We start from the raw sequence: 11,726 nt of genomic DNA, 5'->3' as shown, positions 1-11,726 counted from the left end.
TCGGACCGCCTTCCAGCGGACCCTCCGGGCTTCGTTCTTTCGTGTTTCCAGCTTATCAGATGTTTTCCGCTCCGTTTTCCGGAGTTTCATTCATCCGATTTGCTTTCGCCTTTCGGCGCTCCCGAACTCTATCAGAGTCTTTCGGTCCGTTTTCCCCGGTCGTTCTCGAATTCGAATCCGAATTCGAGCCCGTTTCCGAGGGGCCGTCCCGTGGGGCAACCCGGAGAACATTACGCACCGGGTCGCCCCACGTCAAACCGGCCTCAGCCGGTCTTGAGCGAGCCTCAGACCTCGACGACGACCGGCAGGATCATCGGCCGGCGGCGGTAGTTGTCCGCGACCCACTTGCCGATGGTCCGGCGGACCAGCTGCTGCACCTGGCGGGGCTCCAGCACGCCGTCGCTCGCCGAGCGGTCCAGGCCCTCCTGGAGCTTGGCGACGACCGGGCCGAAGGCGTTGTCGTCGATGCCCGAGCCACGGGCCTGGATGGTCGGGCCGCCGACGATCTTGCCGTTGGTCGAGTCGACCGCGACGAAGACCGAGATGAAGCCCTCCTCGCCGAGGATCTTGCGGTCCTTGAGCGAGGCCTCGGTGATGTCGCCGACCGAGGAGCCGTCCACGTAGACGTACCCGGCCTGCACCTTGCCGACGATCCGGGCGACGCCCTTCTCCAGGTCGACGCAGACGCCGTCCTCCGCGATGACCACGCGGTTGCGCGGCACCCCGGTGGCGATGCCCAGCTCGGCGGCCGCGCGCAGGTGGCGCCACTCGCCGTGGACCGGCATCAGGTTGCGCGGCTTGCAGATGTTGAAGAAGTAGAGCAGCTCGCCGGCCGAGGCGTGGCCGGAGACGTGCACCTTGGCGTTGCCCTTGTGCACGACCTTGGCGCCCCAGCGGGTCAGGCCGTTGATCACCCGGTAGACCGCGTTCTCGTTGCCCGGGATGAGCGAGGAGGCCAGGACGACGGTGTCGCCCTCGACGATGCGGATCTGGTGGTCGCGGTTGGCCATCCGGGACAGCGCCGCCATCGGCTCGCCCTGCGAACCGGTGCAGATCAGCACGACCTCCTTGTCCGGCAGGTCGTCCAGCTGCTTGACGTCCACGACCATGTTGCCGGGGACCTTCAGGTAGCCGAGGTCGCGGGCGATGCCCATGTTGCGGACCATCGAGCGGCCGACGAAGGCGACCTTGCGCTTGTACTCGTGCGCGGCGTCCAGCACCTGCTGGATGCGGTGCACGTGGCTCGCGAAGGAGGCCACGATGATGCGCTTGTCGGCGTTCGCGAAGACGTTGCGCAGCGCCGCCGAGATGTCCCGCTCGTGCGGGATGAAGCCGGGGACCTCGGCGTTGGTGGAGTCCACCAGCAGCAGGTCCATGCCCTCCTCCGCCAGCTTGGCGAAGGTCGGCAGGTCGGTCAGGCGACCGTCCAGCGGGAGCTGGTCCATCTTGAAGTCACCGGTGGCCACGACCATGCCGGCGGGGGTGCGGACCGCGACCGCCAGGGCGTCCGGGATGGAGTGGTTGACGGCGATGAACTCGCAGTCGAAGGGGCCGATGCGCTCGCGCTCGCCCTCCTTGACCTCCAGCACGTACGGCCGGATGCGGTGTTCGGCGAGCTTGGCCTCGATCAGGGCGAGGGTCAGCTTGGAGCCGATCAGCGGGATGTCCGGGTTCTCCCGCAGGAGGAAGGGGACGGCGCCGATGTGGTCCTCGTGCCCGTGGGTGAGGACGATGCCGTCGACCTTGTCGAGGCGGTCCCGGATGTAGCTGAAGTCCGGGAGGATCAGGTCCACGCCGGGCTGCTCGTCCTCGGGGAAGAGGACGCCGCAGTCGATGATCAGGATGCGGTCGCCGTACTCGAGGACCGTCATGTTGCGGCCGATCTCGCCGAGGCCGCCGAGCGGAGTGATGCGGAGGGCGCCCTCCTTCAGTGCCGGGGGCGCGCCGAGCTCGGGGTGCGGGTGGCTCAAAAGACTCTCCTCACGACGCGCGCCATATGTCCGGGGTCCTCCCCCTGGAGACATATGGCGCGCGTACTCAGTGTCGTTTTCCTACTGGGTCTGTGCTCTCGCGCCTACGGTCCGGTCCAGCGGCGGACCCGGGGAGGTCCGGCGAGCCGGGGGCGCGCACGTCCGTGTCTGCTAAAGGTGTACCCCGCCGGAGGCGAGATCCTGCTTCAACCGCTCGATCTCCTCGGGCGTCGCTCCGACCAGCGGGAGTCGCAGCGGGCCGGCGGGCAGGCCCTGGAGTTCCAGCGCGGCCTTGGCGAGGATCACGCCCTGGGTGCGGAACATACCGCTGAACACCGGCAGCAGGCGCTGGTGGATGCTCGTGGCCTTGACCACATCGCCCGCCAGGAAGGCCTCGACCATCGCCCGCAGGTCCGCCGCCACCACGTGCCCGACGACGCTGACCACGCCGACGGCTCCGACGGACAGCAGCGGCAGGTTGAGGATGTCGTCGCCGGAGTACCAGGCGAGGTCGGCGCGGGCGATGGCCCAGGCCGCGGCGCCGAGGTCGCCCTTGGCGTCCTTGTTGGCGACGATCCGCGGGTGCTCGCCGAGGCGGACCAGCGTCTCGTGGCTCAGCGCGACCCCGCTGCGGCCCGGGATGTCGTACGCCATGACCGGCAGGCCGGTGGCGTCGGCGACCTCGGTGAAGTGCCGGTACAGGCCCTCCTGCGGGGGCTTGTTGTAGTACGGCGTGACGACCAGCAGGCCGTGCGCCCCGGCCGCCTCGGCCTGGCGGGCCAGCTCCACGCTGTGGTGGGTGTCGTTGGTGCCGACGCCGGCCACCACGTGGGCGCGGTCCCCGACCGCCTCGACCACGGCGCGGACCAGCTGGGCCTTCTCGGCGTCGCTGGTGGTCGGGGACTCACCGGTGGTGCCGTTGACGACGAGGCCGTCGTTGCCGGAGTCCACGAGGTGCGTGGCGAGGCGCTGGGCGCCGTCGAGGTCGAGCGCGCCGTCGGCGGTGAACGGGGTGACCATGGCGGTCAGGACCCGGCCGAACGGCGTCTGGGGGGTGGAGGTCGGAGCCATGCGTCCAAAGCTACTCGTAGGCGGTGGGGCGGTACCCATGCCGGTCCGGTGTTCGGACAGGTGCAGCGCGTCGGTGGCGCGGACGTGGGATTCCGGTGCTGCCCGCTCGGGGGTTCGGGCAGCACCGGAATCCGTGTTCACGAATGTAGGGAGCGGCTAGAAAAGCCGCAATCCAGACATGCCAGACACTCTGCCCGTATGCCTGTCGTCCCAGGTCAGGGGGCGACCCGGCCGTGCTTCTCGAAGGCCGCATGGGTGAGCGGCATGAGCCGGGCCCACTGCTCCTCCATCTGCTCGGCGACCATCTCGATCTCGCGCTGCGGGAAGGACGGCACCGCCGAGTTCTCCCGCCGGGTGCGCAGCGACAGGAAGTGCATCAGCGAACGCGAGTTGCAGGTCGCGTACATCGAGGAGAACAGGCCCACCGGCAGCACCGCGCGGGCCACCTCGCGGGCCACCCCGGCGGCCAGCATCTCCTGGTAGCGGGCGTAGGACTCGACGTACGCGGCCTCCATGGCCGCGGTCGTGGTCCGGTGCTGCTCCGGCGTGCCCTCGTGGAACTCGTACTTGCCGGGGCGGCCCTCCTGGACCAGCTTGCGCTCCTCGCCCGGGACGTAGAAGACCGGCTGGAGCTCGCGGTAGCGGCCGGACTCCTCGTTGTACGACCAGCCGCTGCGGTGCCGGTGGAACTCCCGGAACACGAAGATCGGCGCGCTGATGAAGAAGGTCATCGAGTTGTGCTCGAAGGGCGTGCCGTGCCGGTCGCGCATCAGGAAGTTGATCAGGCCCTTGGACTTCTCCGGGTCCTGCTGGAGGGCCTCCAGGGACTGCTCGCCCGCGGTCGAGACCCGGGCCGCCCAGATGACGTCCGAGTCGGCGGCGGCGCTGCGGACCAGCTCCACCGTCACGTCGCTGCGGAAGCTGGGGGCCGTCGGTTCGTCGCTCACGCGTTACTCCTTGCGGGTTCGGTGCTGTGCAGCTTGATGGCGTGCTGCATGGTCTTGCGGGCGCGCGGGGTGTCGCCGGCGTCGGCGTAGGCCACGGCGAGGCGGAACCAGACCCGCCAGTCGCCCGGCGCGTCCTGTGCCTCGGCCTGGCGGCGGGCGAACACCGCGTCGGCCGAGGCCCGGTCGATCCGCCCGCCCTTGCTGCGCTCCAGCTCGTCCACCGGCAGGCCGCCCTCGGCCTCCAGCTCGCGGGCCAGCCGCTCGCTGTCCCGGCCGAAGCGGACGGTCTGGCGCAGGAACCAGACCCCGATCACCGGGATCACGAAGGCGCAGACCCCGATGCCGATGCCGAGCGGCTTGCCGGTGGCGATCAGCTGGACGCCCTCGCCCACGCAGACCAGGGCGACCAGCAGCAGCACGCCGGACAGGACGAAGAAACCGGTGCGGGAGGTCATCGGGCCCCTCCGGGGATCGGCGCGGTCCGGTTCGGCGTGCTCTGGTACGGCACGGTCTGGTTCGACACTGTCACAGGTCCAGGAAGTGTTCGAGGCCGAAGGTCAGCCCCGGCGTCCCGACGACCTTGCGCACGCCCAGCAGGATGCCCGGCATGAAGCTGCTGTGGTGCAGCGAGTCGTGCCGGATGGTGAGCGTCTCGCCGGTGTCGCCGAACATCACCTGCTGGTGCGCGAGCAGGCCGCGCAGCCGCACCGCGTGCACCGGCACCCCGTCCACGTCGGCGCCGCGCGCGCCGGGCAGGCTGTGGGTGGTCGGGTCCTGCTGCGGCGGCCGGCCGGCCTCGGCCCGGGCGGCGGCGATCAGCTGGGCGGTGCGGGTGGCCGTGCCGCTGGGGGCGTCGGCCTTGCGGTCGTGGTGCAGCTCGACCACCTCGACCGACTCGAAGTACCGGGCGGCGATCTGGGAGAACTTCATGCCGAGGATGGCGCCGATGGAGAAGTTCGGCGCGATCAGCAGGCCGAGCTCCGGGGCCTCGTCCAGCCAGCCGCGGACGGTGGCGAGCCGCTCGTCCGTCCAACCGGTGGTGCCGGTGACCACGTGGATGCCGTGGTGCAGGCAGAAGTCCAGGTTGCCCATCACCGAGTCGGGGTGGGTCAGCTCGACGACCGCCTGGGCGCCGGCCTCGGTCAGCTCCTCCAGGTCCGACCCGCGGCCGAGGGTGGCGACCAGCTCCAGGTCCGGCGCGGCCTCCACGGCCTTGACCGCCTCGGAGCCGATCCGTCCCCTGGCGCCGATCACGGCGACACGCAGCGTCATGGCAAAAGTTCCTCTCACCTGGGATTCAGCGGATCCGGAAAAGCGGATCAGACCAGCAGATCGGCGAGCTTGGCGGCCCGCTTGTCGTTGACCGGGCCGATCAGGGCGAGCGACGGCCGGTACGCGCCCAGCACATCACGGGCCACCGCGTGGACGTCCTCCAGGGTCACCGCTGCGATGCGCTCCAGCATCTCGTTCACCGACAGGTGGTGCCCGTAGCTGAGCTCGGCCTTGCCGATCCGGTTCATCAGCGAGCCGGTGTCCTCCATGCCGAGCACGGTGGAGCCGGAGATCTGGCCGATCGCCCGGCCCAGCTCCTCCTCGGTGATGCCCTCCTCGACCACCTTGGCCAGCTCGGCGCGGCAGATCCGCAGCACCTCCTCGACCCGCTTGGGCTGGCAGCCGGCGTAGATGCCGAACAGGCCGCTGTCCGCGTAGGACGAGGAGTACGAGTAGACCGAGTACGCCAGGCCCCGCTTCTCGCGGACCTCCTGGAACAGCCGGGAGCTCATCCCGCCGCCGAGGGCCGCGTTGAGCACGCCCATCGCCCAGCGGCGCTCGTCGTGCCGGGGCACCCCGGGCACGCCCAGCACCAGGTGGGCCTGCTCGGTGGAGCGGTTGAGCACCTCGACCCGGCCGGCCGTGCGCAGCGCCTTGACGCCGCGGCGGGCCTCGGCCGGCGCCGCGGTGGAGGCCGCCAGCAGCGGCGCGAAGGCCTGCTCGACCTGCTTGACCACCTTGCGGTGGTCGAGGTTGCCGGCCGCGGCGACGACCAGCTGCTCGGGCCGGTAGCGGCGGCGGTAGAAGCCGGCGATCTGGTCCCGGGTGAGCGTCCTGATGGTCTCCTGGGTGCCGAGGATCGGGCGGCCGAGCGGGCCGCTGCCGAAGATCACCTTGGCGAACAGGTCGTGCACCACGTCGCCCGGGTCGTCCTCGGCCATCGCCATCTCCTCGAGGATGACGCCGCGCTCGGACTCCACGTCCTCGGTGCGGATCAGCGAGCCGGTGAGCATGTCGCAGACCACGTCGATGGCCAGCGGCAGGTCGGTGTCCAGGACCCGGGCGTAGTAGCAGGTGTTCTCCTTCGCGGTGAAGGCGTTCATCTCGCCGCCGACCGCGTCCAGGGCCGCCGAGATGTCCAGCGCGCTGCGCCGCTCGGTGCCCTTGAAGAGCAGGTGCTCCAGGTAGTGGGTGGCGCCGTTGAGCTGCGGGGTCTCGTCCCGCGAGCCGACGCCGACCCAGATGCCGAAGGTCGCGGAGCGCACCGTCGGCAGGGTCTCGGTGACGACCCGAAGGCCGCCGGGGAGCACGGTGCGGCGCACCGTGCCGGCGCCGTCGACGCCCTTGAGCAGGGTCCGGGTCGTGCCGGGACGCTGCGTTACCGCCGGGGCCTGCGCCACGGGGGGTACCTCCAGAGGAAACGCACGTGCGGATGGGCACGTACGGACGAACGCGTGGACAACGGGGTGCGGCCCGCACGCCGTGAGGCGTACGGGCCGCGGGGGTCAGCTAGCGGCGCTTCACTCGGAAGCGGCCTCGCCGCCCTCCTCGCCCTCGATGACCGGGATCAGGGAGAGCTTGCCGCGCGGGTCGATCTCGGCGATCTCGACCTGGACCTTGGCGCCGACGCCGAGGACGTCCTCGACGTTCTCGACGCGCTTGCCGCCGGCCAGCTTGCGGATCTGCGAGATGTGCAGCAGGCCGTCCTTGCCCGGCATCAGCGACACGAACGCGCCGAACGTCGTGGTCTTGACCACGGTGCCCAGGTAGCGCTCGCCGACCTCCGGCATGGTCGGGTTGGCGATCTGGTTGATCGTGGTGCGGGCGGCCTCGGCGGCCGGGCCGTCGGCGGCACCGATGTAGATGGTGCCGTCGTCCTCGATCGTGATCTCGGCGCCGGTGTCCTCCTGGATCTGGTTGATCATCTTGCCCTTGGGGCCGATGACCTCACCGATCTTGTCCACCGGGATCTTGATGGTGATGATGCGCGGCGCGTTCGGGGACATCTCGTCGGGCGAGTCGATGGCCTCGTTCATCACGTCGAGGATGTGCAGGCGGGCGTCCTTGGCCTGCTTCAGCGCGGCGGCGAGCACCGACGCCGGGATGCCGTTCAGCTTGGTGTCCAGCTGGAGGGCGGTGATGAAGTTGCGGGTACCGGCGACCTTGAAGTCCATGTCGCCGTACGCGTCCTCGGCGCCGAGGATGTCGGTCAGCGTGACGTAGTGGGTCTCGCCGTCGATCTCCTGGGAGATCAGGCCCATCGCGATACCGGCGACGGCGGCCTTCAGCGGCACACCGGCGTTCAGCAGCGACATGGTCGAGGCGCAGACCGAGCCCATCGAGGTGGAGCCGTTGGAGCTCAGCGCCTCGGAGACCTGGCGGATGGCGTACGGGAACTCCTCGCGGGTCGGCAGCACCGGCAGCAGGGCGCGCTCGGCCAGCGCGCCGTGGCCGATCTCGCGGCGCTTGGGCGAGCCCACGCGGCCGGTCTCACCGACGGAGTACGGCGGGAAGTTGTAGTTGTGCATGTAGCGGCGGCGCGTCTCCGGGGAGAGCGTGTCCAGCTGCTGCTCCATGCGCAGCATGTTCAGCGTGGTGACGCCCAGGATCTGGGTCTCGCCGCGCTCGAACAGGGCCGAGCCGTGCACCCGCGGGATGGCCTCGACCTCGGCGGCCAGGGTGCGGATGTCGGTGACGCCGCGGCCGTCGATGCGGACCTTGTCCTTGATGACGCGCTCGCGGACGACCTTCTTGGTCAGCGCGTTGTAGGCGGCGCTGATCTCCTTCTCGCGGCCCTCGAACTCGGGCAGCAGCTTCTCGGCGGCCAGCGCCTTGACGCGGTCCAGCTCGTTGTTGCGCTCCTGCTTGCCGGCGATGGTCAGCGCCTGGGCGAGCTCGTCCTTGACGGCGGCGGACAGCGCGGCGAGGACGTCGTCCTGGTAGTCCAGGAAGACCGGGAACTCGCCGGTCGGCTTGGCGGCCTGGGCGGCCAGCTGCGACTGCGCGGCGCACAGGACCTTGATGAACGGCTTCGCGGCGTCCAGGCCCGAGGCGACGATCTCCTCGGTCGGCGCCTCGGCGCCGCCCTCGACCAGCTTGATGGTCTTGTCGGTGGCCTCGGCCTCGACCATCATGATCGCGACGTCGCCGTCCGGCAGGACGCGACCGGCGACGACCATGTCGAAGACGGCCGACTCCAGCTCGCTGTGGGTCGGGAAGGCGACCCACTGGCCGTTGATCAGCGCGACACGGACGCCACCGATCGGGCCGGAGAACGGCAGGCCCGCCAGCTGGGTGGAGGCGGAGGCGGCGTTGATCGCGACCACGTCGTACAGGTGGTCGGGGTTGAGCGCCATCACGGTGACGACGACCTGGACCTCGTTGCGCAGGCCCTTGACGAAGGACGGGCGCAGCGGGCGGTCGATCAGGCGGCAGGTGAGGATCGCGTCCTCGGAGGGCCGGCCCTCGCGACGGAAGAACGAGCCGGGGATGCGGCCCGCGGCGTACATCCGCTCCTCGACGTCCACGGTCAGCGGGAAGAAGTCGAAGTGCTCCTTCGGCTGCTTGGACGCGCTGGTGGCCGACAGCACCATGGTGTCGTCGTCCAGGTAGGCCACGGCGGAGCCGGCGGCCTGACGGGCCAGACGGCCGGTCTCGAAGCGGATGGTACGGGTGCCGAAGGAACCGTTGTCGATCACGGCCTCGGCGTAGAACACGTTCTCTTCCACCTGGAAGATCTCCTCTTTCGTACGTCTCCGGGAGAGCGTCCCCGCGTACTGCCTGCGGTGGGCCCCGGGCCCTCCTCGGGGAGGGCGGCAGTCGGGCCGGTCTTCGATCGAAGCCTCCGGAGTGCCCCGCTCGGTCTGCGGGGGTTCCGACGGCCACTACCGAGGACCGGCGCCTCACGGCTGCCGGGCCCGGAAGGGCGGTCCGCGTCTGGACGCTCTCTCGGATGCGGGCGGCTTCCGTTTGAAGCCTTCGTCCCGCGGGGGGGGTTGGGTCCTTCTGCCCGGGTGGCGCGCTGGTGCGCCATCACCCGGCATGCCCACAACCCTACGGTGCAATCCTCGGCCACCTGGGGAGGTGCGCGCGAGTTGTTATCTGCGGGCGCCGCGGCTCAACGGCCGCGGCATACGCGCGAGGGGCGGCTCCCCGGTGTGGGGAGCCGCCCCCGAGCGGCGGTCTTAGCGGGCGCCACCGGCGGCACCGCGGCGGATGCCCAGGCGGTCGACGAGCGTACGGAAGCGCTCGATGTCCTTCTTGGCCAGGTACTGCAGCAGGCGGCGGCGCTGGCCGACCAGGATCAGCAGGCCACGACGCGAGTGGTGGTCGTGCTTGTGGGTCTTGAGGTGCTCGGTCAGGTCCGAGATACGACGGGAGAGCATGGCCACCTGGACCTCGGGGGAACCGGTGTCGCCCTCCTTCTGGCCGAACTCGGCGAAGATCTGCTTCTTGACGTCAGAGGCGAGAGCCACTGCAACTCCTTCAGGGTCTACCGAGCGGTCCTGGTCGACAACACAGGACTCATCGAGAACTCGGTGTCGCGGGCGCGGCCGGCTGTCGTCGGCCCACGGGGGGCGGACACACGGCTGCGCTCGAAGGCCAAGCGTACCAGTGCCGCCCACCCGGCCGTTCGGCGGTCGGGCGAGCGGCTCCGGGGACGGTTCCGGGGCCTCCGCGGGCGGCTCCGGGGGGGCCTGCGGTCAGCTGGTGGCGCCGCGGACCAGCCGGTAGACGTCCAGGACGGCGAGCGCCAGCGGGACGAGCGAGATCAGGGTGAGGCTGTCCACCAGGTCCAGGATGCGCCCCCAGAACGGGGAGACCCCGAGCCGCGGCACCACCAGGGCGATCGCGGTGAGCAGCGCGGCGCCGAAGGCGATCGAGGCGGTCAGCCAGATCGTGCGCAGGTCGAGCTCGGTGGTGGAGCCGGCCGCCCGCAGGAAGAACTGCGGGGTGTGCAGGGACAGCCCGACGATCAGCAGGCTCAGGCCGAGCAGGCCGGCCACGGTGAGGCTGAGCACCTGCGCGGTGTAGCGGAACAGCCGGGCGCGCAGCATGGTGGTCAGGCCCAGGGCGAGCGCGAGCACCTCGGGGAAGGTCTCGTCGGTGAAGCCGAGGACGGCGCAGGCGCCGACCACGACCGCGGCGCAGCCGCCGACCAGGCCGACCAGCACCTCGTGCCCGCGGCGGGCCTGGTGCGCGATCCGCTCGTACTGGACGGCCTCGGCGCGCTCGGCCTCCTCGTCGTAGTCGCGGCTGCGGGTGCGGGTCTGGCCGGGGGCGCTGAAGCCGACCGGCAGCCGGGCGAACCGGGCGGAGAGGCTGGGCAGGAAGCCGACCACGGCGACGGCGGCGACGCCGGTGACGGCGGCGATGTGCCCGGCCGGGGTCTCCGGCAGCAGGACGGCCGCGAAGGTGGCGAGCGCGCCGGCGGTGGAGACCAGGGCGGCGGCGACGAACACCGCGTCCTTCTCCGGCAGCAGGCCGGCCAGCAGCACGGAGACCACCAGGGCGGCGACGCAGCCGACCAGGAACTGGAGCCGGCCGGGGCCGTCCCCGAGGTGGGCGACGGCGATCACGCCGCTGCCGCCGATCATGGCGTGCGGCAGCGCGCCGAGGCCGAGCGCGACGGCCGCGTGGGCGTCCTGGTAGACCCGGGCGCGGACCCCGGCGAGCGCGGTGAGCACGACGGCGGTGACGCCGGCCAGCACACCGGGCAGGCCGTGCATGTCGTGGCGCAGGTCGGAGAACCAGAGCGCGAAGCCGAGCAGGGTGAGCAGCACCCCGGCGCCGATCAGGCCGAAGCCGCGCATCAGCTCGGCGGTCCAGAACCGGCGGTCGGCCTCGACGGCGCTGGCGATCGCGTCGGCGACGTCGTCGTAGACGGCCGGCGGGAGCGACTCGGCGAAGGGGCGCAGCGCCAGCAGGTCGCCGTCGCGGACCTGCTGGGCGGCCAGCGGCAGCCCGCTGTCGAGCACCGTGCCGTCCCGGCGGACCAGGTGGAAGCCGGTGGGGGTGCCGTCGGGCTGGCTCTGGTTGGCCAGCCGCAGCACCTCGGGGTAGACGTCCGCGAGCGGGACGTCCTCGGGCAGGGCGACGTCGATCCGGCGGTCCGGGGCGACGACGGTCACCCGGCAGTAGCCGGTGGCGGCCGCGGTGCTCACGCTCCCACCCCGCTTCGCCCGGCAGGCGCTCCGCCCACTGCGCGGTGTTCGATGATGAGCTCGCTCCGCTCACTCATGCCCGCACCTCGATCCTTCGACGCACGTGGCGCTCCCCCTTGTTGACGGTGCCGAGGCCCGGCGGCGCTCGGTGTTGCTGTGGAACCGGCCCGACCGGGCCGCGAGTTGGCGCGGCGTTACCCTACCCGTTCGGTTCGTGTCCGGTGCCGGTGCGTACCGGGCCCTGGCGGGCGGTGCGGGGGCGACCGTTAGGATCGGCGCCTGCGCAGAGGTACGGGGGCTGC

General features: G+C 71.1%; 9 protein-coding genes. All 9 read right to left on the bottom strand.

The window, feature by feature from the left end; all coding sequences use genetic code 11:
- Positions 1–284: 284 nt before the first annotated feature.
- A complete protein-coding gene (locus tag ACFRQN_RS25250) occupies positions 285–1,970 on the bottom strand; it encodes a ribonuclease J (protein WP_117487801.1) in 1,686 nt (561 codons plus the stop codon).
- A gap of 171 nt (positions 1,971–2,141) precedes the next feature.
- Positions 2,142–3,041: a 4-hydroxy-tetrahydrodipicolinate synthase gene (dapA, locus tag ACFRQN_RS25245; protein WP_049651676.1), complete on the bottom strand. Its 900-nt coding sequence runs from the start codon at positions 3,039–3,041 to the stop codon at positions 2,142–2,144.
- Between the two features lie 215 nt (positions 3,042–3,256).
- Positions 3,257–3,988 carry an FAD-dependent thymidylate synthase gene (gene thyX, locus ACFRQN_RS25240; protein ID WP_049651677.1) on the bottom strand — a complete coding sequence of 244 codons (732 nt, stop codon included), beginning with the start codon at positions 3,986–3,988 and terminating at the stop codon, positions 3,257–3,259.
- Positions 3,985–4,443, bottom strand: a complete 459-nt coding sequence (locus ACFRQN_RS25235; protein WP_049651678.1) for a tetratricopeptide repeat protein — start codon at positions 4,441–4,443, stop codon at positions 3,985–3,987. Before ACFRQN_RS25235 ends, thyX begins: the two co-directional genes overlap by 4 nt.
- Before the next feature lie 70 nt (positions 4,444–4,513).
- Positions 4,514–5,260: a 4-hydroxy-tetrahydrodipicolinate reductase gene (dapB, locus tag ACFRQN_RS25230; protein WP_074006413.1), complete on the bottom strand. Its 747-nt coding sequence runs from the start codon at positions 5,258–5,260 to the stop codon at positions 4,514–4,516.
- 47 nt (positions 5,261–5,307) lie between these two features.
- The gene (locus tag ACFRQN_RS25225; RefSeq protein WP_234348371.1) at positions 5,308–6,660 is read right to left on the bottom strand and encodes a pitrilysin family protein; all 1,353 of its coding nucleotides are present in this window, start codon (positions 6,658–6,660) and stop codon (positions 5,308–5,310) included.
- Positions 6,661–6,780: 120 nt separating this feature from the next.
- The gene (locus ACFRQN_RS25220) at positions 6,781–8,988 is read right to left on the bottom strand and encodes a polyribonucleotide nucleotidyltransferase (RefSeq protein WP_049651681.1); all 2,208 of its coding nucleotides are present in this window, start codon (positions 8,986–8,988) and stop codon (positions 6,781–6,783) included.
- Positions 8,989–9,444: 456 nt separating this feature from the next.
- Entirely contained in the window at positions 9,445–9,735 is a 291-nt protein-coding gene (gene rpsO, locus ACFRQN_RS25215) for a 30S ribosomal protein S15 (RefSeq protein ID WP_031072625.1), read from the bottom strand.
- A gap of 228 nt (positions 9,736–9,963) precedes the next feature.
- Positions 9,964–11,424 carry a type VII secretion integral membrane protein EccD gene (eccD, locus tag ACFRQN_RS25210; protein WP_049651682.1) on the bottom strand — a complete coding sequence of 487 codons (1,461 nt, stop codon included), beginning with the start codon at positions 11,422–11,424 and terminating at the stop codon, positions 9,964–9,966.
- Between the last annotated feature and the right edge of the window lie 302 nt (positions 11,425–11,726).

Source organism: Kitasatospora sp. NPDC056800, from assembly GCF_042789775.1.
Classification (GTDB): Bacteria; Actinomycetota; Actinomycetes; order Streptomycetales; family Streptomycetaceae; genus Kitasatospora.
The sequence above is the reverse complement of the archived record's forward strand: the minus strand, read 5'-3'. Positions and strand labels throughout refer to the sequence as shown.